Genomic DNA, 24,228 nt, shown 5'->3' with positions numbered 1-24,228 from the left:
TGGTCCTCCTGACCGCGGTGATCTCCCCAGTGTGCGCGAAAACCGGGAGCCGCGCCACGACCACCCGCGACAGCGGGTTGCTCAGGGCTGAGTCGGAGCGTTCCGGTCGGGCACCTGGATCGGGATCGGCACCGGCAGCAACGGAATGTTCAGATACGTAGTCGTCATCGGCACGGTCGTCGTGGTCGTCTCGGTGGTCGTAGTCGGCGGCGTGGTCGTGGTGGTCGTGGTAGTGGGCGGCGTGGTCGTCGTCGTGGTCGGCGGCGTTGTGGTGGTCGTCGTCGTTGTCGGGGTGATGTATTCGGTCACCGGCGGGGGCGGCGCCACAGTGACCGTCTCCGGCGGAGGCGGCGGGGGCGGCGCCTCGGTGGTGACGATCTCCGGCGCAGGTGGCGGCGGCGGCGGTGCCGTGGTGGTCGACAACACCGGCGCAGTCACACTGGGCGCGGTGGTCGGAGTGGTGCTGGTGGAGTCGGTGGTCAGCGTGTACGCCACGCCGCCGACAGCGACCAGCGCGATCAGCCCGGCGACGCCGATTGCCAGCTGAGGCAGCCGGTACCACGGCCGCCCGGGAGATTCGACCATGCCGGTCGACGGTGCGTACTCGATCCGGGGACGGGCGCTGGTTCCGTTGAGCGCGTAGGGATTTGAGTTCCCACCGTAGGGGTTCTGGCTCGGCGAATCGTAGTGGTCAGGGCCCTCGTAGGGAACCGGTTCGTCGGCGCCGTCATCGTCCTGCGACCATGCCAGCGCGCGGAACGTCGAGGAAGCGGGCGAGTCGGCGGGCAACACAGCGAGCCCCGCCCCGGCGATGCCCGCGGTCGCGGGCTCCCCCATCGCGGTCGCGATGCCGGTAGGCGCGTCGGCGTCAGGGCCGCGGGCGGCGATCAGCGCCGAGCCGACCGCGGTATCGAGGTCGGGACGCGGTGTGGTGACCACCGGAACCTTGATGTGTTCGGAGAGGCGTTCGGTGATGAACGGAATTGCCGCCACGCCACCGACGGTGGCGACCGCGCTCAGGTTGGCCCAGCCCATCCGGTTCCGGGACAACAGGTCATCCAACGCTGCGATGACACCGTCGAGCGGGCCTTGGATCAGGCCCTCCAACTCGGCGCGGGTCAGTCTGATGTCGGAGCGGAACCCGGGCAGGTCAGCTCCGAGATTCGTCGCGGTCTCGGCCGAGAGTCGCTCCTTGGCGCGTCGGCACTCGTCGCGCAGCTTCGCCAACGACCCGACAGCCGTCGTGACGGCGGGGTCGGCAGTCCCGGATCCCGCGATATTGGCGAGCACCGACGTGAGCAGGGACTGGTCGATCTGATCTCCGGAGAAATCGGGATAGCGGACCGTCTCACCGATCGGCTGGAATGCTCGCTCTGCGTTGGCCAGGGTAATGCTGGTGCCGCTGCCACCGAAATCGAGTAAGGCCACCACGCCGCGGGCAGCCAGCCCGGGGTTGACCTGAAGGGCGGTCAGCGCACTGACAGCATCCGAGACCAGCCGCGGCGCCGTCCCGTTGGGCGCGAGTTTGCGGTCCGCACGCAGCGCGGCCCCGAACGCCTGCACTGTGGCGGGACTCCAGTAGGCGGGGACGGCGAGAACCACATCGGAGGTCGGGGAGAGACCGCCCACGGTGTCGGTCATCGCGCCGAGCGCCTCCAGCAACAACCGGTCGGCGTAATGAGTCGATCCGTCGACCGCGACCAGCGGAACCGGGTCGCCGACGCGTTCCACGAAACCGCGCATCACCAGGCCGGATTCGGTCAGGTTGGGGTTCTCGGACGGGAGTCCGACTTCAGCGGGCCGGTGGCCGTAGAGGGTCAACACTGAGCGGCGCGTCACCGGTGGATTTCCGACACGCGCCGCGACCAGGTTGGTCGTCCCGATCGACAACCCGAGCGGGTCGGTCACTACGTACACCTTGCATTCCGACGATCAGCGGGCAGAGCACACGATAGCCGTCATTCAGAGGCCGCTACGCCCCCGACACTCGCTTGTGCCCGCACTCATAGCCTGCTCACAGGCCTTCACAGGTGGGGCGAACCCGCAGCGGCGCGGTTCCAGACGAACGGGATGTCGGCCATCGTCACGAAGCCGGGTGCTGCCTGACAGACAGCGGGTACCGCGTTGACGGCTTGCATAGCCGTGGCCACGCTCGCCGCCTGTACGTGATCGCTCAGAGGCACATCGCGCACGAAGCTGGCCAGAGTGACCACGTGCGCCTGTATCGACGGCGTGCCCTCGATGGTGATCGTCCAGCCGTGCTGCGGCGTCGGCCAATGTTTCGGCTGCCGCTCCCCCACCGTCCACAGGGTTTCGACCTGGATTACCGCCTGCCCGGCGCGACGGCCCGTCCAGCGCCACCGCTGTCCCGCGACGGTGCCCGCCTTCAACGTCGTGCCGAAGACGTCGCGGTCGACACTGGCCGGGACGATTTCCAGCTCGGTGGTCACCTCGTCCAAATCCGCGCCCAGCGACTCACCGAGTAACCAAACCTGTTGGCGGAAAAGATCACTCGTATAGGCCAGACTCGGCACCTCGGCGGTGACGTCGGCCGGATCAGCGCCGAACATCATCTGCCCGAACGTGATGTCGACGCTGTCATACATCGACCAGTCCGCCCGTTCCTGGATGGTCACCGCCGAGATGTCGCGGCACATGCCGGCCATCGCCAACGGCAGGACGGCGCCGAGATTTCCCGGATTCAGACCGGTTCCGTGCAGGGAGCTGCCGCCCGTCCGGCAGGCTGCGAGCAGGCGGTCGCGATCGGCCGGCTCGGTGCTGGCGGGGTGGAAGGCGAACGCCGTGGTAACCACGTTGGCGCCCGAGGACAGAATTCGGCAGACATCGTCGACCGACGGGGTGCGCGGGGTGTAGAGCACGCAGTCGACGGTGTTCGTCAGCAGCTGGTCTATGTCGGTGGTGGCTGTTATCCCGGTGTGTGGCCGGTCCACCAGTACGCCGGCGTCGACGCCCTTTTTGTTCTCGGAGTAGGCCTTGACGCCGACCAGCTCGAGATCGGGATGGTCGAGGATGCCCCGCAGCGCTTCCCGGCCGACCGCTCCGGTGGCCCATTGCACGACCCGATAGGGCATCGGCTCAGACCACGGTCAGCGGCAGAGACTTCCGGGACTCGAACTCCCAGGTGGCGCCGCCGCTGAACTTGACCACCTCGACTTCCGAGGGCACTGTGGCGACGGTGTCGCTGTGCTGAAGTTCCAGGGTCCAGTCGGTATCGGTGCCGGTGACATGAACTTCGAGATGCGGGTCGACAGCGGTGGCGATGGCCTGCAGAGGCTGGACCGAGGCCGGCGAGCAGAGCGAGATCCAAGCGCCGTCGTCATGGGACGCGCAGCGGTGGACGTGCAGCCTGCCCGCATCGATATCGGCCTCGACGTAGCCGGCGGGGTTCAGCATGGGGTGCAGTTCCAGCACTCGCAGCACCCCTTCGGCGCCCGCAGGCAGCTTGAGCGCCTTGTGGATCCGCTCGGCGGCAATACCGGCCAGGCCGATCAGTTGTTTGGTGCAGATCTCCCGAAGAAGATCACCCTCGGCGCGCTTGCTGACCGACAGGATGAAGGACAGGTTCAGCAGGTGCATCTGCAGGCACACCTCGTCGGCCATGCGCACGAGTGCCGAGTGTGAGAACGCGGCGAAGTCGAAATCGGCCAGGAGTGGCCCCGAATAGTCCGACTGCCCGTCGTCACTAGGGTCGATCGGCGCCAATTCCCAACTGGCAGCTTTGGTTCCGGCGATTGTCGCCAAGTGCGGGTGGTCTTCCACCGGCGGGTAGGACTCGTCGATGATCACGGTCCAGGCACAGTGCGGACTGCGGTCGACGGGCGTCCGCGGTGGCCGGTGGATGGGCCGGATCTGCGCGCGCCGGTTGGTGGCGACGGCAGTGGCGTCGAACGTCGGGTCCTCGATGTCGTGGCACATCCCGCGGACGTAGTCCTCGCCCATCGGTTCGACGTCGAGCAGTGCTCCGCAGTGATCGAGATGGAATTCGCCGCGCCAACGGTCATGCACCGTGTAGCGGAAGTCCATGAACTGCGGCGGGGCGCCGATATCGAGCTGAAGGCCCTTGAAGATCGTGAAGATGTCCTCGCCCTCATACCTCAGCGCTTTCTGCATCCGCCTGGTGTAGATCGGGCTGGCGCCCATCCACTCCTCGATGGCGATCTGCAGCATCTCCTCACGGCCGAAATTGCTTATGCACCAGGCCATTCCGGATCGGTCGATGAGCTGACCGAGCAGCAGTAATTCAGGGACCAAAGTGGTGAGCTCGTCGCTGGACAGCGACGCAAAGCGACTGTGGGCTGAAGTCACGCCCCAAACATAGAGCGATCAATGTTATAAAGTCAACAATGACAACTTCGTCTACGCCCACTCGCAGCACCTCCGCGCCCCGCAAGCGTGGCGACGACACGCGCGTCAAGATCATCGACGAGACCGTGCGATGCATCGTCGAAGAGGGATATTCGGCGGCGACGGCCAAGCACGTCGCCGAGCGTGCTGGCGTTACCTGGGGCGTGATCCAGTACCACTTCGGTGATCGCAACGGCCTGCTGATGGCGGTCGTCGATGACGGGGTGGCGAAACTGGTGGAGAGCCTGTCGTCAGCGCCCGTGAGCGACCTTCCCCTGCAACAACGCATCGAGACCGTCGTCGACATCGCCTGGAACTGCTACAGCAGCCCGACGTCGCTGGCGGCGTTCGAGATCCTGCGGGCCAGCCGGGGCTCCCTCGGCGAAAGCTCCCGCCGGCATCTCCTGGAGATGAACGACGCGATCAGCGGCCTGGGCCGGCTGATCTCCGACGATCCAGCCGACCATGCTGTCGCCGAGGTTATTTGGGCAGCACTGCGCGGCATGGTGTTGGTCGAGATGATCATCCACGGGCCGATCGACTGGGAACGTGAGCGGCGAACGCTCGTCGAGATGGCTAACCAGTATCTGCAGCGGAACCGACCAGACGATCGGTGACAGTCACCACCCGCCGGGCCAGGTGATCCAGTGCCGCAGCGGTCGTTTCGCTGATCTCAAGCTTGTTCTCCGGGCCCGTGACATGGCTGACGCCGTAGGGATTTCCGTCGGCGAACTTGATCCCGTCGGTGTAGCCGGGCGGGACCAGGATGCCACCGAAATGCATGAGCGAGATGTAGAGCGCCAGCAGCGTGGTCTCCTGGCCGCCGTGCTCGGTCTGCGACGACGTGAAACCCGCGTACACCTTGTCAGCCAACTTGCCCTGCGCCCATAAGCCGCCGAGGGTGTCGATGAAGTTGCGGAACTGCGAGGCGGGTGAACCGAACCGGGTGGGTGAGCCGAAGATGACGGCATCGGCCCAGTCGATATCCTCACCGGTCGCCACGGGCAGGTCTTTGGTGGCCTCGTAGTTGGCGGTCCACGCCGGATTGTGCGCGAAGGTCTCCGGCTCGCGGGTCTCGGCGATGTGCCGGACCCGGACCTCGGCGCCGGCGGCCTCAGCCGCCTCAGCGATGCGGTAGGCCATGTTCGTGCCGTGGCCGGTGGCCGAGTAGTAGATGATGGCCAGCTTGCTCATGTGTGGACTCCTTGCCGGGACGAACTTCTTCACCAGTGTGGCGCCCGCAATGCCTGCCACGACTATGACGATTCCGGCCGCGTCGGACAGCGCGTCGGTGACCAAGCCGAAGATACCCGCGATGAGAACGCTCGCGACTATGCGCACACGTAGTCGGCTACCTGTGTCGCTGCCCGTGCTGTGATGTGTGTTGCAATGGGTCCCATGGGTGATCTGGAAGACATCAAAGTCGTGAAGTACCGCTACATGCGCGCGCTCGATACCAAGCACTGGGACGATTTCGCCGACACCATGACCGAGGACATCATCGGCAACTACGGGTCGTCACTCGGCGAGACACACAGCTTCACCGACCGGGAGTCGCTGGTCGAGTACATGCGGACGTCGCTGCCGGCGAACGTCATCACCGAACACCGGGTGACCCATCCCGAAATCGCCATCGACGGCGACGAGGCGACCGCCATCTGGTACCTGCAGGACAAGGTGATCGTGCCCGAGCTCGACTTCCTCTTGATCGGCGCCGGTTTCTATCGCGACAAGTACCGGCGCACGCCCGACGGCTGGAAGCTGAGCCTCACCGGATACGACCGGACCTACGACGCGCAGCTGTCGCTCAAAGCGCTGGATTTCAAAATCAATCCTGGTGCGGCGCTGGCGCTGTAACTAGGTGAAGGTGGCTACTTGGAGACCGCGATCACGGCGCCGGGCTGCAGCCACTTCATGATGTTGACCAGGGTGGCGTCGTCGATCGCGACGCAACCCGCGGTCGATCCGCCGTCGGTGGTGTGTACGAAGAACGCGCCGCCCTTACCGGGCACGCGCTCCTTGTTCACACCCATCACGATGGCGTGTTTGTAGGCCGAGATGTCGAGGTTCTCGGTACCGCTGGCCGGGTCTGTGCTGAACGGGCATTGCGCTTTCTTGCACACCTGCATGGTGTTGTAGGTCGGGCTTTTCATGTCGCCGTCCCACCAGTAGTCCGGGGTAACCTGGACGTACTGCAAGCCACCGCCCGGATTCGGCGCGGTGCCGAATGCGAAGTCCAGGCTGTAGAAGCCCATCGGCGTCATCATCGAGCCGTCAGTGTGATCGGCCGACATGCCCTTCGCACCAATCTTCGCCGCGATGCCGGCCGCGACCGGCTCCCAGCCAGACGCGGTGCGCTGGTAGACGTCCATCTTCGCGTCCGAACCGCCGGTGCCCACCACTGAGATCACCTGAGTGGCGCCGCCGACCTGGTTGGCGAACCACGGGGTGGTCTCCGCCGTGCCGAGAGGTGCAGAAGAAACGGCCAGCATCGCTGCGCACGCAGATGCGAGCAACGCATGAAGGAGTCGACGCACCACCCTGTCAATGCTTGGGCCTGGGCATCGGAAGGTCAAGTAAAGGTTTAGACACGATTCTGGGCGGCTTTGGCCCGGTTCTCCAGCGTGAATAGTGCTTCCGCTGCAGGTAGACACGCTTCGCCCATGACAAACCCGCTGTATTACGGTCCCCGTAACCGACTTGGGGACCGCCGCCCGCACCCAAGCCCTCGCGTGTCCCGATGGTCCGGGCGTTCGTTGGGATCGTGATCGCGATTGCGCCTGGAGTCGTCGCGTTACTGAGACCGGCCGCTCAGGCCGCCGCACCGGCGGAGATCGCACCGCAGCACAGCGAGCAGCAGGTTGCGGATGCGAAGAAGGCGGTGTGTGAGGCCTATGACAAGGCCTATGCGGCGCTAGCCGGCTCTGATGGTCAATCCAGCACCGATCCAAATGTCCAACTCATCATTGCCTTGAACACTCGTCTTGCCACCCACGTCAATTCTGATTACCTTCGTCAGGCGCTTACATAAAATCCCGCAACGCCGCCAGACCTAGCGGGCACCTTTCGAAAGACGGCATCGGCATACGACGAAATAGTGCTTGCACAACTTGCGAGGTCGCAGCCAGCTGATCTCCAGCAGTTTAATTTTCAACTGGATGCTGCCGATTCAGAAGCCAAAAAAGCCTGCAAATGACGGATCCACCCCCTGGTAAGTGGTTGGCCCCAATTGGTCGGGCGTTACTCGCCGAGTGAACAGGCGACAGAAGCGATAACCGAATCGAGCTACAACTACGTCGTCGTAGCAGCTTGCTGGGCGTCGGACTCGTGGATGCCGACCCGCTTGCGCGCTGCATCAGCGCCTTTCGACTGGCAGAGCTAAGCGCTTCGACTGCGGTCACCAAGAGGGCCTGGCCGTGATCCGCCGCGAGTGACTAGCGGTGCGGTAAAACGGCGATACGATCGCAGGTATGAGTTCCTCGCCGTACGGAAACACTCCGGGAGGACATTGGCCGCCTCCTGGATCTCCGCAGGCTTCACCACCTAGCTGGGCGGCGCCTGCTCCGAAACAGTCTCGTACGCCAGTCGTGATCTCGCTTGTAGTTGCCCTGATCGCGGTGGCGGTGGCCGTCGGGTCATGGTTTAAGCCGACGCCTGTGCCTCCGACACCGCCTGACGCGACAACAAACTTCAGCGACCAGCAGATCTCTGACGCGAAGGCGGCAGTGTGTGCCGCGCACGACTTAGTAAACCGCGCGACTCAGACCGCCGGTGGCCAGTCTAGCGACGACCCAACGCAAAAATTTGTTATCGCGGTCAATATCAGAGTTGGCTCGATTGCGAGTGCTGGCTATTTTCTTGCCACCCTTAATCAATATCCAGCCACCTCAAATAAGCTGGCAACAGCCGTACGCGAGACCGCTACAGCATATCAAGAAGCGACACTCCTCCAAATTGCATTGGCCCCAAAGGAAGAAACGGACGTCGCCTACGCCAAACTAAATGCAGCTGATGCTAAGTATGTTCAGGCCTGCCAATGATGGACTATCCTCCCGGAAAATGGACTCTCCAACTCATTGGCCCGTATTGACCAAGTGGAGCATATACCGAGGCTGCAAACGCATCTTCGCGAAACCGAGGATCCACCAAAGAGCTATTTCAGAACTATCAACGCGATCTTGCAAATGTCAGGCAGGGCCCACTAGCTAATGAACTTGGCGACGCGGCCGATGCCGCGGTAAACGCCTTTCATCAGGGTGAAATTCATGCGGGCGATCTCGCAGAAAAGAATGGCGTAAAGAAGGACTCGTATAGCAGAGCTGGCTCAACTCTGGAGAGCTTGAGATCGAATCTTCGCGAGGTTGCACAAAAGGGTAACGACGCTATCGCTGCGATCATAAAAGCTAAAGGCGATATAGCTACAAAGTTAGCAAGGATCAGTACGATCTGTGTCGAATCGCAAACGTACGCAGCCCATCTGACAACGCAACACGTTGACCAGATTAAGGACGCTGTACAGAAAGTACTCACCGCACAAGGCGACGGACGTACGCCTGATCAACTGGCGAAGGAACTTGGCCTAAACCTCGCTGTACCGTCGCCGCTCAGTAAAGAGGAGCTAACGCAGCAGGTTGAAAACACGCTCAAACAGACTGCGGGAACAGCAGAGTCCCCCGCAGGAAACCTCGCTGGCGCCGACCTCTTCGGACAACAGGCAGGTCCAGGATCAACAAGCAGCGCTTCAGCCCCTGCCAACGCCGTCAGCTCACCGAATGTGCCTACCGGTACACCTGGCGCGAACCTGCAAGGAGCCGGCGACCTAGCGGGCGGCCAGATAGCGGGGGTTTCAAACCCAGCGGCACTTCCCGCCGCTGCGCCCCCGGGCGGACCGGCCGCGGCTATCGGCGGCGCACTAAAAGGCTCACCCACGCCGGGTAGCGCAATAGCACCGGGCGGCGGGCCCCAATTCCTCACCGGGAGTGGATCCGCAGGAGGGCGCGGACTCGGCGCCGGTGGCGGCGGCCTCGCGTCTGGCGGCGGCGGCTTCGGGGGCGGCGGGAGCAGCGCAAGCGCGGGCGCCGGCAGCGGCTTCGGCGGATCTAATGCAGGCGGCGGCCCTTCTGCAGGTGTCAGCGGTCACGTAATTCCTCCAGCTTGAGGGGTTGTCCGTCACGGAATTCCCCCATCACGTCCGTCACGTAATTCCGCCACCCGGGCGGTGTGGCAGCCGCTCGTGGGCCTCGTACACAGGTTCGCTCGACTCACGGTTCGACTCGTGAGGAAGGGCGCCGATGGCGAGGAGAAGTTTCGACGTGTTCGACCTGATCGAGTTGTTGACCCACTGGCACGCGGGTCGGTCCCAGCGCCAGCTTGCGGAGAGTTTGGGCATCGACCGCAAGACGATCGCGAAGTATCTGGCACCGGCCATCGCGGAGTCGTTGACTCCCGGCGGGGCACCGGTCAGCGACGCGGCGTGGGCGGCGCATGTCGCGCGGTGGTTTCCCGAGGTCGCTGATCCGGGTCTGCGGGCCACGACCTGGCCGGGTATCGAGGTGCACCGCGACCGGATCCGTGGCTGGCTCAAAGCGGAGGTGAGTGCGGCGACGGTGGCGCAGCGACTGCGCGACGACCATGGCGTCGCAGCGTCGGAATCCTCTGTACGACGGTGGATTTCGGCGAACCTATCCGAGGAGTCGACACGTGAGAGAGTGACTGTGGCACGCGGGCCGGTGCCGCCGGGCAGCGAAGCCCAGATCGACTATGGCCGCCTCGGGATGTGGTTCGACGCGGTCAGGGGTCGACGCGTCGCGGTGTGGGCGTTCGTGATGGTGCTGGCCCATTCGCGGTTTTTGTTCGTTTCGCCCATGACAAACCCGCTGTATTACGGTCCCCGTAACCGACTTGGGGACCGCCGCCCGCGCCCAAGCCCTCGCGTGTCCCGATGGTCCTGGCGTTCGTTGGGATCGTGATCGCGATTGCGCTTGGAGTCGTCGCGTTACTGAGACCGGCCGCTCAGGCCGCCGCACCCGTGGAGGCGGCGCCGCAGTACGCCGAACAGCAGGTAGCTAGGGCGAAGACCACAATCTGCGATGATTACGACAAAGCGTTCAAAACGGTCAGTGCCGCCGGCAGTTTGCCGACGGACGATCCGACGTTAAAATTCGCCATACCAGTCAACGTACGCCTTGCGACACAGTTTTCTGCGAATTACCTACGCAATGCCCTTAGCCAAAACGAAGCAACCCCATCAGACCTGGCCGCGGCTGCTCAGAAATTACCCTCCACCTGGGACGAAGTCGTGCTTGCCCAGATTCCAGGTTCACAAAATGACGATCTCAGTCCAACTTTCACCAGACTTGAAGCGGCTGGCGATAAAGTCATGCAGGCCTGCAGGCGATAGCGGCGAACTATCCCCCGGGTAAGTGGACTCCACAGCTAATTGGCCTCTTTTGGCCTGGCGGAGCATCCACCGAGGCGGCAGTCGCCTCTTCCCGTAACCGGGGCGTCATTGAACAGTTATTTCAGGACTATCAAAACCAGCTCGCGAATGTTAGACAGGGCCCGCTAGCAGACGAACAAGGGGAAGCGGCTGGATGCCGCAAGGGAGGCGCTTCACCAAAGAGTGATACATGTAGGCGACTGATTAGAACAAAACGGTGTCAAGAAGCTTGCACCTAACGGAGATACGGGTAGCTCCGACGATGATCAACAACACTGCTCTTACGAGCATTTAGTCGCGAGCCTGAGACGGAAAGCTAAATTTCTATACAGATTTGAGCCCATCGGTTAGTGGTTACGCCAGGGGCGTGACTGCATCAGATAGGGCGCACAGGCATCGCGACGATGTTTGGCTCGCCAGGTTTAGCCCCAAGCGCCCGCAATCAGCAACAAGGTGAGTAGCGGTGAGACGGATCACCGCTAACATCAAGGGATGATAAGCCCGACGTATGGAAACGCGCCCGGGGAAATTGGCCACAACCAGGGCCCCCTGCCGGTCTGCCGCCTTAATCCTATGCAGGCACACAGAAGAGCGGCGACCCTATGGTCACTTTCGCCATAACCCTAAACAATCGGCTTGCCGGCGCCCTAAGCGGCGATTATTTGTTAGCCAAGCTAGCCGCATTTCCTGCCGCTTCACCCCAAACAGCAACATCTACACGAGAACTTGCTTTGGCCTATCAAGAAACACAGCTTCTTCAGCTTGGTGCAGGACGATTCGATTCAAAGCGTGATCCCGGCCAGCCTGCTGGCGGCCCGATGTGCATGTAGGAATCGCAACCGCTCACAGCTAGAGCGAAGACATGGCAACGGCCAGTGTTGCCGGGCGAGTACCAACACGTGCGACCAGGCCTCGCCGAGCTGGTCTTAGCCGGAAGCGTCCGCAGTCTGCGAGAGGTGACTAGCGGCAGAGCCAAACGCCGCTAACATCGAAGCATGACTAATCCGCCGTACGGAACTGCGCCCGGGGGACAATGGCCGCCAGCGGGGTCTCCTTTCACTTCCCCAGCTGCTGGGCCTGTCTCATCGCAGAAGCAGTCGCGGGGACCTGTCATCGTTTCGCTGATTGTTGCGGTGCTGGCGATAGCCGTTGCGATTGGAGCCTGGTTTAGAACCGCACACAGTGATGTAACTACACAATCGACAACTGCGCCGCAACAGTTCACGACTCAGCAAACCTCGGATGCCAATAAGGCGCTATGCGATTCCTACCACAAGATGTTCCGATCGGTAAACGGCGCCGGCGGTCAGACTAGCGACGACCCCGTGCTTCAACAGGTATACGCAATAAATATTCGCCTGGCGACACATGTCGCTTCAGACTTTATGTATGACAAACTGCGCGAAAACCCAGCTGGCTCACCTCAACTAGCATCTGATCTCCGAGATCTCGCGAACGCTTACAACGAAGTTCTTATGGCCCAGCTAGCCGATGCACCGAAGACCGAGCTCGATCCTCTCTATAGCAATATAGATAGCGCCGATGCGAAATTGGTCGAGGCCTGCAAATGAGCGACCTACCACCTGGAAGATGGTCGGCCGCAATAGTCGGTCTTTACTGGCCGAGCGGACAGACAACAGATGCAATGACCGAGTCATCACGGAACCGCGCATCGGTAGAAACAGCCTTTCAAAACTATGAGATTGATTTACAAACTACAAGAACGGGTCCACTGGGAGAGCAGATCGGCGCTGCAGCCGAGGCGGCCGTGGGTTCATTTCTGAGCGGAGAAACTCAAGCCGGGAATATCGCAGAGAAGAATTCTGTCAAGAAGAAAGCATTCTCCGATGCAGCTACCGCTTTGGAGGGACTCCGCTCAGGACTTCGCGATACCGCAGCAACAGGCAACAAAGCACTGGATGACATCCTGGCCTCGAAGGAAGCGCCTATCGTAAAAGCCGGAAAAATGGGCGCTGCGCTATTTAATGCACAAGGAGATGCGGCACGTCAAACCGCGCAGTACGTTGCCAAAATCGGAAAACGGATGCAATGGCCGAGCAACCGCGCACGTGCCACCTCGATGCGGCGAACGCCTCACCAAGCAGCGGGCAGGTCGATCAGCAACCCTGCACTTAGGGTGCAGGATGATTCGATGCCGGAACACAGTCCAGCGACGACCCGACGCTGAAGTTCGTCATCTCGGTCAACACTCGATTGGCGACTCAGTTTTCGTCCCGATACATAACTGAGAAGCTCAGCGCCAACCCAGCCACACCATCGGATCTAACCACGAGCGTTCGAGACACGGCATCCGCGTGGGACCACATCGTCCTACTTCAACTTGCGGGCGCCCCAGGTAGCGCACCCGACTACGCGCCGTTCTACGCCAAGCTCGATTCGTCGGCCGCAGACATTAGCGAAAGCTTGAAGATGAGGGCATTTCCAAGCTCAGGCTAGAAGCGCCGACCGTCGCCAGGCAACGGCCTTACGGACCCTTCCACCTTAGGCCCGAGTGACTAGCGGTCTGGCAAATCGGCGATACCATCGAAGGCATGAGTGCCTCGCCGTACGGAAACAGTCCGGGAGGACAGTGGCCTCCTCCTCCTCCTGGTCCCCCGCAGGGCCCACCACCTGGATGGCCCGCTGCTCCTCCGAAGCAATCACGAGGGCCGGTCATTATCTCGCTAGTTGTGGCGTTGGTCGCGATTGCAGTTGCCATCGGAGCGTGGTTTCGGCCGGCCAACGAAGCCCACCCCGCTAGTCCTCCAGATTCGAAATCTCAGTTCAGCGAGGAACAGATAACAGAAGCCAAGAAGGCTGCGTGCTCAGCCTACGACAAGACCACCAAGGCTGTTTCGAAAGCCGCCAGCCTTAATAGTCCCGATCCGACTATGACTTTTGTTATTGCTGTAAATACTAGGTTGGCTACTCAATTCTCCTCTAGGTTCATTTCGGATACTCTCGACAGCAACCCTGCGACCCCTTCTGACATCGCCCAAAATCTTCGCGAGCTAACTTCGGCGTGGGACGAGATAGTTTTGGCGCAGTTAAGCGAAATTAAGGGCGACGATCCGACCCTAAAGCCTGCTTTTGATCAACTCGACTCAGCAGATCAGGCAATCGCGCAGGCTTGTAAATGATACCGGCAGATTACCCCCCCGGTAAATGGACTCCGCAGCTGATTGGCCTCTTTTGGCCTGGTGGAACATCTACCGAGGCGGCAGTCGCCTCTTCCCGTAACCGGGGCGTCATTGAACAGTTATTTCAGGACTATCAAAACCAGCTCGCAAATGTTAGACAGGGCCCGCTAGCCGAAGAGAAGGGGGACGCAGCGGATGCTGCTAGGCAGGCATTTCATCAAGGAGAGATGCATGCTGGCGACGTGTCAGAGAAAAATGGCGTCAAGAAAAATTCCTACCAAAGTGCGGCCACAACACTGGACAGCCTTCGGTCCAGCCTCCGACAAGTTGCAGAAGACGGCAACACAGTTATAGATGACATTCTTAGAACTAAGGCCGATCCAGCGACAAAACTGGCTAAGATAAGTGAAATATGTTTGCAATCTCAGACGTATTCGGGCCACCTCTCAACCCAGCACGTTAATCAAATAAAAGACGCTGTACAGAAGATTCTTACCGCTCAAGGAGATTCGCGCACACCCGATCAATTGGCCAAGGAACTTGGGCTAGACCTATCGGGTGCGCCGAAGCCAAACCTGGACTCGATTACTCAGCAGGTCAAGAATCTGCTTGATCCGTCTCTGCCGAACGCAGGAACGAATGGACAGGTATCTACTCTCCAGCACGACGGCAAAGGGTCGACCAATCAATTAACTGGCTTTTCGTCGACTGACTCCAGTACGACGCCCTCAACAGAGAGCGCACCACCCTCGTCTGGCCCTCCACCGGCTTCCAACCTCTTAGGCCAACAGGCGGGCTTCTCTAAGGGTATGGATGTTCCGGGTGTGACATCCACTCCGCCTGCAACGCCAGGGGCGCCGACCCAACAGCCAGGTTTCGTTGTGGGCCAAGCACCGAGCGGTGCGCCGGGTGGCATTCCACCAGCCACGGCGGGCACAACTAGCCCAGTGGCCTCCAGCGGCGGCTCAGTTTTTGGAGGAGGTGGCGGCGGCGCAAGCGCGGGCGCCGGCAGCGGCTTCGGCGGATCTAATGCAGGCGGCGGCCCTTCTGCAGGTTCGGGACTGGGCGGCCCACAAGCCGGCTTGACCCCAGAAGGCTTGGCGCAGAGCTTCAATCAAGGCGCGCAGTCGGGCGGGGCGATGTCAGGTCCTGCCGAGGCGCTGTCGCACGGTCTTGCTAATAGCTCACCGGTCGCGCACGGGGATTTGACACCTCCAGCCGCCACCAACATCTCCCCCTCGACCGCACCCTCCTCCGGCGGTCACTACAACTTCGAGTCAGCGCAGGCATACAGCCAGCCGGCCTCGACATTCACCCCGGCCGCTGACACTGGATCACAGATGTACGCCGCCCCATCGGCGGCGCCGGTGGCACCCATGGCGCCCTCTGGCGGCGGCATGTCCGCAGCCCCGGCAGGTCCGCTACCCACCTACGGCTCGGACCTCCGTCCGCCTACCGCGTCAGCCCCCGCAGCACCGATCCCGGCGGCACCCGTTGCGGCGAGCCCGCTTTCAGCCCCAGTCAACCCGGCGAGCGGACAAAGCCCGATTGGCCAACCTGCCGTCGTCAAGCAGCAGCCCGTCGTGTCAGCGCCGCCGATTTCGAGCGCCGGAATCACCGAGAGCGCTGTCGCTGCAACCGCCGCAGGCGCAGTAGCTGGGGCGGCATCCAAGCAGTCGGTCGCCCAGCGCCGATTGCAGTCGCTGGTCGACTTCGTCGCCCGCCAAGAGCCAAAGCTGGCCTGGGCCATCGGCGACCGCGAAGACGGCAGTACAGTGCTGCTGACCGACCTGGCGTCGGGCTGGATCCCACCGCACATCGAAATCCCTTCCGGTGTACAGCTTTTGCCCCCGGAGCGCCGACGCGGCAGCCTGGAACACCTGCTCGGTGAAACGACGGAGACAGCGACCTGGACACCGGGGCACTACCTGCCTCCAGAAAAGGACGTCGACCCGTTGCCCACATCACTTCGGGCCCGGCAGGTGCCGGAGATCGATGAACTCAACTGGGAATTGACACAGGCAACCAATTGGCGTGACGGATTGCCAAGGCTCGCACACACTTTGACGAAGGTCGGCGCAGCAGGAACTGGAGTGCTCGACTCCGAACTGGACATGCTGCTCGAACACCTCACGGCGAGCGGCCACAAGGTGCTCACCGCCTACCCTGACAACGTAGACGCCGACGACGTCGGCAATTGGCAGCTGCTCGCCGCGATCGAGGCGCTACTTACCAAGCAGAAAACAGCCTTGAACTACCACTTCGCCTGGTTCCAGGCGCTGAGCATGGCGACTCAAGGAGGTGCGCGATGAGCGGTGGTGACACAACACAGATCGATCCCACCAAATGGGGCGAACTGACCACTTTGCCGCCACCGCCGGGAATTACCGCGGACACACCGATTACCGGCATGTCCCCGGCCGAACTGGCAGGGGCACTGCTCAGCGCCGCGGCCGCACTCGATGACCCCAAGGACCAAGCCGACGCAGAAGCAGGCCACACCAAGCGCACAGCCGCCTCCGCCGATGCCGCCACTCAGTTCCCAGAGCAGGAAACACAGCAAGCCGGGAAGATGGATGGCCTCGGCCAGGAAAGTCAAATGGCACAACAGATTCCGCAGATGCTCAGTAGCGTCGGCGGGGCGCTGAGCGGAGCGATGGGCGGGCTCATGCAACCGCTGACACAAATCCCCCAGCAGCTTGCGCAGACCGGTCAGCAGTTACTCCAGCAGGGCATGGGCGCCATGAAGGACGCGGGCGGCAAGATGCCGGAAGACCTTGCGGGACAAGGACTTGGCGGCCTACCAGCCGGAGAGGATGCCGCCAAACTCGGTGAAGGTGGCGGCGGGAGCGGCTCTGGCGGCGGAGGTGGCCTCGGCACCACGAGCCCGACGGCAATGCTCGGCCCGCCGGCCACCCCGTCGGCTACCACCACACCGACTTCTGGCCGTTCGATGCCACCGGTCGCGGCCGCGTCGGGCCCAACCCCAACCGCCACGCAGGGCGGCATGGGCGGTATGCCGATGATGCCGCACGGCGGCATGGGCGGCGGCGGAGACGGCAAGGACGACAAGGCCGCCACCAAGCGGGTCGCCGTCCCGTCGGTCAAGAACGGTGCCCCCGTACAGGGCCGGATCGCCACTCCGCCCAGCGCGCCCACCGTCGCGAAGAAGGTGGACGGCAAGACCGTCGCGTCGAAACGCATCGTCATCCCGAGCGATCGAGCCAACGACAAGGCCGAAGGCGACGACAAAGACCGCTGACCCCAGCCTTTACTGTGGGTCAGATGAACCGCTGGCCGCGTCGACGCAATCAGGGATTCCGGCAGATCACCCACGGCTTGGGCACTCTCGACCGGGAGGTGTTCGAGGCGATCGCGGAGTCGGACACCCCGCTACTCGACAGTGCGATGCCGCCGCTGACCCGTGCAGCCGACCATTCCAAGCTCTGGTTCGCGATCGCCGCCGCGCTGATGGCGTCCAAACGCCCGGCCATGCAACGCGGTGCGGTCCGCGGCGTCCTGTCCCTCGGCATCACCAGCTTGTTCACCAACCAACTGGCGAAACGGCTGTGGACCCGCCCCCGCCCGGCCCGCACGTCGGTGCCCCTGGCCCGCCAGATCCGGCATTTCCCGACATCGAACTCGCTGCCCTCCGGACATTCCGCCAGTGCAGCCGCCTTCGCCGTCGGAGTCGGGCTGGAGAGCCCGCCGGCCGGCTTCGCGCTGGCCCTGCTGGCCGGTCTCGTGGGCCTGTCCCGGGTCGCGACGGGCGCGCATTACCCGGGTGACGTCATCGCCGGCTTCGGCATCGGTGCCGGTGTCGCGGTTCTCGGCGGCCGCCTGGTCCCCCCGATCGTCGAGGCCAGGCTGCCCGTCACCGAACCGCTGACTGTCGACACCCCCAAGCGCCCGACAGGTAAGGGCGTCGTCGTCATCATCAACCCGGCCTCCGGCAGCGGCACCGGCGCCCGCGTCCTCGACGAAGTGCGCGACGCCCTCCCGGACGCCGAGATCATCGAGCTCGGCCCCGACGACGAGCCCGAGGCGATGCTGCGCGACGCAGCCGGGCGCGCCGAGGTGCTCGCGATCGGCGGTGGCGACGGAACCGTGTCGACCGCGGCGGGCGTCGCTGCCGATGCCAAGCTGCCCCTGGCCGTTTTTCCGGCCGGCACGTTCAACCACTTCGCGAAGGATCTCGGGTGCGACACCGTCGGGAAAACCGTCGCCGCCATCCGTAACGGGACCGTGTCGTGTGTCGACCTGGTCTGCCTCAACCACGAGTTCATCGTCGTCAACACCGCCAGCATCGGCGCTTACCCCCTGTTCGTACAGACCAGGGAAAAGCTGGAAAAGAAGATCGGCAAACCCCTGGCCGGGGTCTACGCCATGCTGCACACGTTGCGCCACGACAGCCCCGTGCGGATTCGCTACGACAACAAGACGCTGCAGACGTCGCTGTTCTTCGTCGGCAATTCCATCTACCTACCGCCCGGTTTCGCGCCCTCGCGCCGGACCCGGATGGACGACGGCCTGATCGACGTCCGCTTCCTGGAGACCGGTCGCAAGTTCGCGAGAACCCGGATCCTCGGCGCTCTCGCGTTCGGGCGCCTGCCGCGCAGCCCTCTCTATCACGAGCTGCAGGTGCCGGAATTCTCGTTCACCTCGCTGGACGGACCCATATCGGTTGCCCGCGACGGCGAGGTCGGCCATGAATTCGAGAACATCAGCTTCACGACCCGCTACCGGGGACTACCGGTGTACCGGCCGCTGCGCTGACGCCCACCCGGACCAGCGGAAACGGCCGCACCAGCAGCAGGCAGGCCAGATACCAGAGGTATCCCAGCGCCCAACCGGCCAGCACGTCGCTGGGGTGATGCACGTTGAGGACCACCCGGCCCACCCCGATCGCCACGATGACGACGGCGCCGAGCACGGCCAGCGGCACCCGCCAGCGCGGCCCGACGAACGCGAACGCCACGGTCAGCAGCGCCAGCACTGCCGCGGTGACACCCACTGCGTGACCCGACGGGAACGACGTCCCCAACGCGTCCACCATCGCCGTCGCAGGCCGCGGCCGGTTTGCGAGATGTTTCGCGGTCTCGGCCACCAAACCGGCGAGTTCGACACTGAGCACCAGAAACAGCGCGACCCGTAGGTAGCGGCGGGCCAACAGCCAGATGATGACGACGACGCCTAAGACGCGAAACGCGGTCGGCCCGACCACGGTGCAGAACACATTCCAGCAGGTCACCCAGTTCGGGTGGGCCGCGCCGATCGGGTACAGCCCGTTGAGAAACCAGTTGTCGACTGCGGCCAGCCACCGCCAACCCTGCAGCCAACCAATCCACATCGCGATGTACAGCGCTGCGGCGCTCGCCGCCGTCACTGCCGTCCGTTGGCTCACTCCTTACACGTAACCACATCAGTGGTTCTGCTTTGTTTGCTCGGACCCTTTACGATGCCTTTGTCGAAGGAGAGGATGACGATGGCGTCAAATAAGTACATCGGCTATGTCGGCGGAGCTGCGATCGCAGCTGGCGTGGGCGCAGCAATCGCAGTGGCCGGACAGGGCACCGCGCATGCCGATGCCGATGGCTCCAAGCCGGCCTCGAGCGAGTCGAAGTCATCGGCCACGGCCAAGGACGCCAAATCCGAGAAGAAGACCTCCAACACCGCCGGCCCGAAGCGCACTCAGACCAAGGCTGCCGCCGATTCCACTGCGCCGGCAACGAAGCCGAAGTTCGACCCGGCCGGCGCCATCGACGATCTGAAGAAGCAGTTCACCGGTGCGAAGCTGGCGGCCACCGAACCGGCTGACGTCGTCGTCACGGACGGCTCCGCTACACCCAGCGAAGCCACAACGCCGACGGTGATCACACCTGTCGTCGAGACCGGCGCCAAGTCAGCCGCCACCCCGTTGGCCGACCTTGCCACCAAGGCAGCGGAGGCCGCCGCCGTGCTGGTGAAGCCTCTGGCGAATGCTTCGTCGGCAGCTTCGGTCCGGATGGCCGCCGCGACCGCGGACACCTGGTACGTCCCGAACACCTCTCCGGTGCCGTGGGATCTGAACCCGTTCCGCTTCGGCGACCCCATCCCCGAGGGCATGCCGGACGTGATCTGGCAGCTGGAGAAGGGCGTCGTCGACCTCTTCAACCCGATCCCGATCTTCCAGCCGCTGGTCCGGGAAGGATTTGAGTTCGGCTACCGGGTCAGCCAGATCATCCCGTGGGTCAACATCGTGCTGCCGCTCTCGAACGTTGTGGCTCAGTTCCCCAACCTCACCAGCGGTGATCCGGTGCTGTTCAAGACCGCCACCCAGAGCATCATCAACAACCTGCTGGTGACGCTTCAGCCGGTGGCGATTCTCTTCTACGGCTACGACGAGCTGGCCGACGTGTTCAACCTCGAATATCAGGGACAGCAGCTCAAGGACTGGTTCTACACGTCCAGCTGGGATCTGATCGATTTCTTCGGGCTGCTGCACAACAAGGGTGAATCGGGCCTGCCGCTGTCGTCGACCCCAGCTGGGTCAAGCGAGGAGGTAGTCACCCCCGATGACAACGTCGCGCTGGCCGCCTCCTACGCGAAGTCCGGCGCAGCTCCGGCAGCCGCCGTCGCGGCCGCCGCGGTGTCGAACGTCGCCGCTACCACCGATGCGCAGGGATCCGACCCGTTCCGGGCGGATGACCCGTGGCCGACCGATATGCCCGCCTCGGTCCTGGACACCGAAAAGGCCATCGTCGCAGCGCTTCCGGCGGCCATCGCGCCGATCGTGCGTGAAGCCTATGAGGCCGTCTACCGGGCCAGCCAGGTCATCCCCTACGTGAATGTGCCGATCCCGGTGAGCGCGATCCTGCAGGCCCTCGCCAGCGGCGGCGGCACCGCCGTGCAGACCACCGTCAACCAGCTGCTGCTGACGACACAGCCGGTTTCGTTGCTCTACTACGGCTTTGACGAGGTGGTCGATCTGTTGAACATCGAGGATCAGGGCTACGCCCTGAAACAGTCGATTTACGCCACCCTGTGGGACCTGGCGGATCCGTCTGGTGCGCTGCATGTTCCAGGAACTTCCGGTATCTGACAGCATTTGACGCCAGCGTCAATCCAATGCTTTGTGACGGGAACACGCGCGTCACATTGTTGAAACACCCTGAATTTACTGTCCTCCCAGCGCTATAGGGAGAGGCAGTCCATGACGGAGACCAGCAACGAGCCGGTGCCCGAGGTCGAAGAAGCCGACCTGGACACGATGACCGCCACCAAGGAGACCTTGGAGGACTACACGCTGCGCTTTGCGCCGCGTAGTTACCGCAAATGGTCGACGCGGGTGGTGGGGATCTCGGCGCTGGGTGGTATCGCTTACCTGGCCGACTTCGCGATCGGCGCGAACATCGGCATCGCGTACGGCACCACCAACGCTCTGTGGGGCATCCTGATCTTCGCCGTGGTCATCATGGCCACCGGCTTCCCGGTGGCCTATTACTCGGCGCGATACAACATCGACCTCGACCTGGTCACCCGCGGAAGCGGTTTCGGCTATTACGGCTCGGTGGTCACCAACGTCATCTTCGCGACGTTCACGTTCATCTTCTTCGCCCTCGAAGGCTCGATCATGGCCCAGGGCCTGCAACTGGGTCTCGGGATCCCGGTATGGCTCGGGTACGCGGCCTCCACCCTGATCATCTTCCCGTTGGTCATCTATGGCATGAAAGTGCTTTCCACACTTCAGGTTTGGACGACGCCGCTGTGGCTGATCCTGATGGTCGCACCGTTCGTGTACCTGGTGGTGAGTCATCCGGACTCGGTCAGCACCTTCTTCGCCTACCAGGGTGAGGACGGCAACGGCGCGACGAACATCGGCTCGATCCTGCTGGCCGCCGGCGTCTGCCTGTCGCTCATCGCGCAGATCGCCGAGCAGAACGACTACCTGCGATTCATGCCCCCGAAGACGGAGGCGAACAAGCGCAGCTGGTGGACCTGGCTGTTCCTGGCCGGCCCCGGCTGGGTCATCTTCGGCGCCATCAAGCAGATCGTCGGTCTGTTCCTGGCCGTGTACCTGATCGCCAACGTCGCCAACGGTGCCGGTATCGCCAACCAGCCCGTGCACCAGTTCCTGGAGATCTACAAGAACTTCCTGCCCAACTGGCTGGCCCTCACGCTGGCCGTCTGCCTGGTTGTCATCAGCCAGATCAAGATCAACGTCACCAACGCCTACTCGGGCTCGCTGGCATGGACCAACTCATTCACCCGCGTCACCAAGCACTACCCCGGCCGGTTGGTCTTCTTGGGTTTCAACCTCTTGATCGCGCTAATTCTCATGGAGGCCAACATGTTTGACTTCCTCAACACGATCCTGGGCTTCTATGCCAACTGCGGTATGGCCTGGGTGGTGGTGGTAGCTTCCGACATCGTCTTCAACAAGTACCTGCTGAAGCTGTCGCCCAAGGTGCCGGAGTTCCGCCGCGGCATGCTCTACAACTTCAACCCGGTCGGTTTCGGCTCGATGCTGATCGCCGCGGGCGTCTCGATCCTGGCCTTCTTCGGGCTCCTCGGCTCCGCGCTCACCCCGTACTCGCCGCTGGTGGCCATCGTGCTCGGCTTGGTGCTACCCCCGATCATCGCTGTCGCGACTAAGGGCAAGTACTACCTGCGCCGAACCGATGACGGCATCGATCTCCCGATGTTCGACGAACTGGGCAACCCGTCCGGCGAGCACCTGCTGTGCCACGTCTGCCACCACGAATACGAGCGGCCCGACATGTTGAAATCCGCAGTACACGACGGATTTATCTGCTCGTTATGCCTGAGTACCGACAAAACAGGCGAGCACGTTTTACCTGCGCAAACCTAGAAGGGTGGCGGTTCGACGTCGGTGTAGAGACGTTTGTAGTTGCGGGCGCGCTCGTACTCGACGCGGATGCGGCGCTCTTCGGCGCGGGTGCGGTCGCGGGTCGGCATCATCAGCGTTCCACTAGAGGTGGGTGGGACATCGGTGGGCACGACGAGTTTCCCGGTGGGCTCAGCCAGTTGCGGGAAGAACAGTGCGCCACCGGGTTTGGTGATCCAGACGTGCCCGGTAGGCGAGGTCCACTCGACGGTTCCGTCGGGGAACTGAACATCGCGCCAACCACCCGGCCCGGGGTAGAAGGTTTTCATCAGGTGGTCAAACCGGCACATGCATTTGAGGTTCGAGGCGTGCGTGGGACCGTAGGGCCAGGGCACGGTGTGGTCGATATCGCACAATGCGGCGGGCACATCACAGCCGGGGAACCGACACGTGAGGTCACGCATCCGGATGAACTCAGCCAGCGCCACTGAGGGCCGGTACTGGGGTTCCGGTGGGGTGTTCCCGGGATGGCGGACGGGCCGGATCTTGGCGCCGGTGTGGGCGAGGTCGCGGACGGCCTCGGCGGGGATGGGGCCGTAGCCCTCGACGTAGCCGGGTGTGTCAGATTGCCCGTCAAGGGCGGCTTGCTCGGCCAGGACGTTGATCGCCACGGTGCTCGCCACTGGTTCAGCCGAGGCAGCCTTGCAGTCGTCGCGCTCGCAAAGGCAGGCCAGCCGGTCCGCGCCGGCTGCCAGGGGGCCAGCGGCATCGGCGCGGCGTTGGTCCTTGGAGCGCGGATCGTGGGTGCAGACTGTGGCGGCCAGTTCGTCCAGGCGGGCATTGAGGGCGATGGCATCGGGGGCGCGCAGGGTGCCCGAGATCTCGGCGGTGCCGCGGCGGTCGGGGCCGATCGTGATGTGGCGGTCCTCGTCCGCGGTGCGGGCGTCTTTTTTGGCGACCAGGTCGACCTTGGTGACGCACCAGTCGATTTTGTCGGCGAGTTTCTTGTTCGACAGAGTGGACCAGTGCGGCAGTCCCCGCGCCAACAGGGCATCGACGCCGGCGGCATCGCCGGCGTTCACCAGGGAGGTCCGCGAGACCGCGGCGGCGATCACCCGATAGTCCACCCGCCCTTGGGCGAACACCACCGCGACGTTGGGCAACTTGGTGCGCAGCGTGACCGCGATGTCGAGCAAATGCTCGGCCCGGCCGCGGCTGATGTGTTGAGCGGCCGCAATTTCAGCACAGACACCGGCCCACACGTCGACGACCAGGCCGTTGCGCTCGGCGCCGTGTTGGCGTTCCCGGCGGTGATACAACTCCGCCATCGCCGCCAACCGCCGCGCCATCGTCGCGGCTTCCAACTTGGCCGCCTCACCCATCGCATCGATAAGGCCCGCATCATCCGCGGCCACCACCGCGGACGCCGAAGGCAACTGATCGATATCGAACATGTG

The 24,228-nt window shown here is 63.2% G+C and carries 21 protein-coding genes and 1 pseudogene; 14 read left to right on the top strand and 8 right to left on the bottom strand.

Annotated elements, in window-relative coordinates; all coding sequences use genetic code 11:
- Positions 1–81: 81 nt before the first annotated feature.
- The 3 genes from H7J73_RS20240 to H7J73_RS20230 all read right to left on the bottom strand — a co-directional run bounded on the left by H7J73_RS20240 (position 82) and on the right by H7J73_RS20230 (position 4,326).
- Positions 82–1,908, bottom strand: a complete 1,827-nt coding sequence (locus tag H7J73_RS20240) for an Hsp70 family protein (RefSeq protein ID WP_264069417.1) — start codon at positions 1,906–1,908, stop codon at positions 82–84.
- A 116-nt stretch (positions 1,909–2,024) separates the two neighbouring features.
- Positions 2,025–3,092, bottom strand: coding sequence for an NAD(P)H-dependent amine dehydrogenase family protein (locus tag H7J73_RS20235; RefSeq protein WP_264069416.1), 1,068 nt, complete (start codon positions 3,090–3,092; stop codon positions 2,025–2,027).
- A gap of 4 nt (positions 3,093–3,096) precedes the next feature.
- A complete protein-coding gene (locus tag H7J73_RS20230) occupies positions 3,097–4,326 on the bottom strand; it encodes a hypothetical protein (RefSeq protein WP_264069414.1) in 1,230 nt (409 codons plus the stop codon).
- A gap of 38 nt (positions 4,327–4,364) precedes the next feature.
- Here H7J73_RS20230 and H7J73_RS20225 point away from each other — a divergent pair, with 38 nt between their 5' ends.
- Positions 4,365–4,982 carry a TetR/AcrR family transcriptional regulator gene (locus tag H7J73_RS20225; protein ID WP_264069413.1) on the top strand — a complete coding sequence of 206 codons (618 nt, stop codon included), beginning with the start codon at positions 4,365–4,367 and terminating at the stop codon, positions 4,980–4,982.
- Here H7J73_RS20225 and wrbA read toward each other — a convergent pair.
- The gene (gene wrbA / locus H7J73_RS20220) at positions 4,942–5,559 is read right to left on the bottom strand and encodes an NAD(P)H:quinone oxidoreductase (protein ID WP_264069478.1); all 618 of its coding nucleotides are present in this window, start codon (positions 5,557–5,559) and stop codon (positions 4,942–4,944) included. The two genes, H7J73_RS20225 and wrbA, sit on opposite strands and share 41 nt — an antisense overlap.
- 204 nt (positions 5,560–5,763) lie before the next feature.
- Between wrbA and H7J73_RS20215 the strand changes: the two genes are divergently transcribed.
- A complete protein-coding gene (locus H7J73_RS20215) occupies positions 5,764–6,222 on the top strand; it encodes a nuclear transport factor 2 family protein (RefSeq protein WP_264069411.1) in 459 nt (152 codons plus the stop codon).
- 14 nt (positions 6,223–6,236) lie between these two features.
- On the opposite strand, the gene H7J73_RS20210 is transcribed toward H7J73_RS20215, so the two are convergent.
- Positions 6,237–6,857 carry a L,D-transpeptidase family protein gene (locus H7J73_RS20210; protein WP_264069476.1) on the bottom strand — a complete coding sequence of 207 codons (621 nt, stop codon included), beginning with the start codon at positions 6,855–6,857 and terminating at the stop codon, positions 6,237–6,239.
- A 248-nt stretch (positions 6,858–7,105) separates the two neighbouring features.
- On the opposite strand from H7J73_RS20210, the gene H7J73_RS20205 reads away from it, so the two are divergent.
- From H7J73_RS20205 to H7J73_RS20175, 7 genes and pseudogenes are all read left to right on the top strand, one after another.
- The gene (locus H7J73_RS20205) at positions 7,106–7,396 is read left to right on the top strand and encodes a hypothetical protein (protein ID WP_264069408.1); all 291 of its coding nucleotides are present in this window, start codon (positions 7,106–7,108) and stop codon (positions 7,394–7,396) included.
- A gap of 556 nt (positions 7,397–7,952) precedes the next feature.
- Positions 7,953–8,405, top strand: coding sequence for a hypothetical protein (locus tag H7J73_RS20200; RefSeq protein ID WP_264069407.1), 453 nt, complete (start codon positions 7,953–7,955; stop codon positions 8,403–8,405).
- A gap of 1,272 nt (positions 8,406–9,677) precedes the next feature.
- Positions 9,678–10,232: pseudogene (locus tag H7J73_RS20195) on the top strand (IS21 family transposase); the annotation flags it as partial.
- Positions 10,233–10,306: 74 nt separating this feature from the next.
- A complete protein-coding gene (locus tag H7J73_RS20190) occupies positions 10,307–10,765 on the top strand; it encodes a hypothetical protein (RefSeq protein WP_264069405.1) in 459 nt (152 codons plus the stop codon).
- 1,034 nt (positions 10,766–11,799) lie between these two features.
- On the top strand, positions 11,800–12,375 hold the full coding sequence (locus tag H7J73_RS20185) for a hypothetical protein (RefSeq protein WP_264069403.1): 576 nt from the start codon (positions 11,800–11,802) through the stop codon (positions 12,373–12,375).
- Positions 12,376–12,449: 74 nt separating this feature from the next.
- On the top strand, positions 12,450–12,992 hold the full coding sequence (locus H7J73_RS20180) for a hypothetical protein (RefSeq protein ID WP_264069402.1): 543 nt from the start codon (positions 12,450–12,452) through the stop codon (positions 12,990–12,992).
- A gap of 502 nt (positions 12,993–13,494) precedes the next feature.
- Complete coding sequence (locus tag H7J73_RS20175; RefSeq protein WP_264069401.1) at positions 13,495–13,944, top strand: hypothetical protein; 450 nt, start codon at positions 13,495–13,497, stop codon at positions 13,942–13,944.
- 1,264 nt (positions 13,945–15,208) lie between these two features.
- Here H7J73_RS20175 and H7J73_RS20170 read toward each other — a convergent pair.
- Positions 15,209–15,373, bottom strand: a complete 165-nt coding sequence (locus tag H7J73_RS20170; protein WP_264069400.1) for a hypothetical protein — start codon at positions 15,371–15,373, stop codon at positions 15,209–15,211.
- A 154-nt stretch (positions 15,374–15,527) separates the two neighbouring features.
- On the opposite strand from H7J73_RS20170, the gene H7J73_RS20165 reads away from it, so the two are divergent.
- Genes H7J73_RS20165 through H7J73_RS20155 form a run of 3 tightly spaced genes read left to right on the top strand, consistent with a single transcriptional unit; the run spans position 15,528 to position 18,720 of the window.
- On the top strand, positions 15,528–16,256 hold the full coding sequence (locus H7J73_RS20165; RefSeq protein ID WP_264069399.1) for a DUF5632 domain-containing protein: 729 nt from the start codon (positions 15,528–15,530) through the stop codon (positions 16,254–16,256).
- Positions 16,253–17,206 carry a hypothetical protein gene (locus H7J73_RS20160; protein WP_264069398.1) on the top strand — a complete coding sequence of 318 codons (954 nt, stop codon included), beginning with the start codon at positions 16,253–16,255 and terminating at the stop codon, positions 17,204–17,206. Before H7J73_RS20165 ends, H7J73_RS20160 begins: the two co-directional genes overlap by 4 nt.
- A 23-nt stretch (positions 17,207–17,229) precedes the next feature.
- Positions 17,230–18,720 (top strand): bifunctional phosphatase PAP2/diacylglycerol kinase family protein, encoded by a 1,491-nt coding sequence (locus H7J73_RS20155; protein ID WP_264069397.1) that lies wholly within the window; start codon positions 17,230–17,232, stop codon positions 18,718–18,720.
- Here the strand turns inward: H7J73_RS20155 and H7J73_RS20150 are convergent.
- On the bottom strand, positions 18,674–19,348 hold the full coding sequence (locus H7J73_RS20150) for a phosphatase PAP2 family protein (RefSeq protein ID WP_308207435.1): 675 nt from the start codon (positions 19,346–19,348) through the stop codon (positions 18,674–18,676). The two genes, H7J73_RS20155 and H7J73_RS20150, sit on opposite strands and share 47 nt — an antisense overlap.
- An 81-nt stretch (positions 19,349–19,429) precedes the next feature.
- On the opposite strand from H7J73_RS20150, the gene H7J73_RS20145 reads away from it, so the two are divergent.
- Together H7J73_RS20145 and H7J73_RS20140 are read left to right on the top strand one after the other, a co-directional pair.
- Positions 19,430–21,025, top strand: a complete 1,596-nt coding sequence (locus tag H7J73_RS20145) for a ribosomal eL19 family protein (RefSeq protein WP_264069396.1) — start codon at positions 19,430–19,432, stop codon at positions 21,023–21,025.
- Positions 21,026–21,136: 111 nt separating this feature from the next.
- A complete protein-coding gene (locus H7J73_RS20140) occupies positions 21,137–22,795 on the top strand; it encodes a purine-cytosine permease family protein (protein ID WP_264069395.1) in 1,659 nt (552 codons plus the stop codon).
- Here H7J73_RS20140 and H7J73_RS20135 read toward each other — a convergent pair.
- The gene (locus tag H7J73_RS20135) at positions 22,792–24,225 is read right to left on the bottom strand and encodes an HNH endonuclease signature motif containing protein (RefSeq protein ID WP_264069394.1); all 1,434 of its coding nucleotides are present in this window, start codon (positions 24,223–24,225) and stop codon (positions 22,792–22,794) included. The two genes, H7J73_RS20140 and H7J73_RS20135, sit on opposite strands and share 4 nt — an antisense overlap.
- Positions 24,226–24,228 lie beyond the last annotated feature (3 nt).

The organism is Mycolicibacterium komossense (assembly GCF_025822605.1).
Classification (GTDB): domain Bacteria; phylum Actinomycetota; class Actinomycetes; order Mycobacteriales; family Mycobacteriaceae; genus Mycobacterium; species Mycobacterium komossense.
The sequence above is the reverse complement of the archived record's forward strand: the minus strand, read 5'-3'. Positions and strand labels throughout refer to the sequence as shown.

What these genes read in the sequence shown, in the direction of transcription:
- H7J73_RS20235 (WP_264069416.1), bottom strand. Translation starts at nt 3,092, where the DNA reads ATGCCCTATCGGGTCGTGCAATGGGCCACCGGAGCGGTCGGCCGGGAA.
- H7J73_RS20225 (WP_264069413.1), top strand. Translation starts at nt 4,365, where the DNA reads ATGACAACTTCGTCTACGCCCACTCGCAGCACCTCCGCGCCCCGCAAG.
- wrbA (WP_264069478.1), bottom strand. Translation starts at nt 5,559, where the DNA reads ATGAGCAAGCTGGCCATCATCTACTACTCGGCCACCGGCCACGGCACG.
- H7J73_RS20215 (WP_264069411.1), top strand. Translation starts at nt 5,764, where the DNA reads ATGGGTGATCTGGAAGACATCAAAGTCGTGAAGTACCGCTACATGCGC.
- H7J73_RS20210 (WP_264069476.1), bottom strand. Translation starts at nt 6,857, where the DNA reads ATGCTGGCCGTTTCTTCTGCACCTCTCGGCACGGCGGAGACCACCCCG.
- H7J73_RS20205 (WP_264069408.1), top strand. Translation starts at nt 7,106, where the DNA reads ATGGTCCGGGCGTTCGTTGGGATCGTGATCGCGATTGCGCCTGGAGTC.
- H7J73_RS20190 (WP_264069405.1), top strand. Translation starts at nt 10,307, where the DNA reads ATGGTCCTGGCGTTCGTTGGGATCGTGATCGCGATTGCGCTTGGAGTC.
- H7J73_RS20185 (WP_264069403.1), top strand. Translation starts at nt 11,800, where the DNA reads ATGACTAATCCGCCGTACGGAACTGCGCCCGGGGGACAATGGCCGCCA.
- H7J73_RS20180 (WP_264069402.1), top strand. Translation starts at nt 12,450, where the DNA reads ATGACCGAGTCATCACGGAACCGCGCATCGGTAGAAACAGCCTTTCAA.
- H7J73_RS20160 (WP_264069398.1), top strand. Translation starts at nt 16,253, where the DNA reads ATGAGCGGTGGTGACACAACACAGATCGATCCCACCAAATGGGGCGAA.
- H7J73_RS20155 (WP_264069397.1), top strand. Translation starts at nt 17,230, where the DNA reads ATGAACCGCTGGCCGCGTCGACGCAATCAGGGATTCCGGCAGATCACC.
- H7J73_RS20145 (WP_264069396.1), top strand. Translation starts at nt 19,430, where the DNA reads ATGGCGTCAAATAAGTACATCGGCTATGTCGGCGGAGCTGCGATCGCA.
- H7J73_RS20140 (WP_264069395.1), top strand. Translation starts at nt 21,137, where the DNA reads ATGACGGAGACCAGCAACGAGCCGGTGCCCGAGGTCGAAGAAGCCGAC.
- H7J73_RS20135 (WP_264069394.1), bottom strand. Translation starts at nt 24,225, where the DNA reads ATGTTCGATATCGATCAGTTGCCTTCGGCGTCCGCGGTGGTGGCCGCG.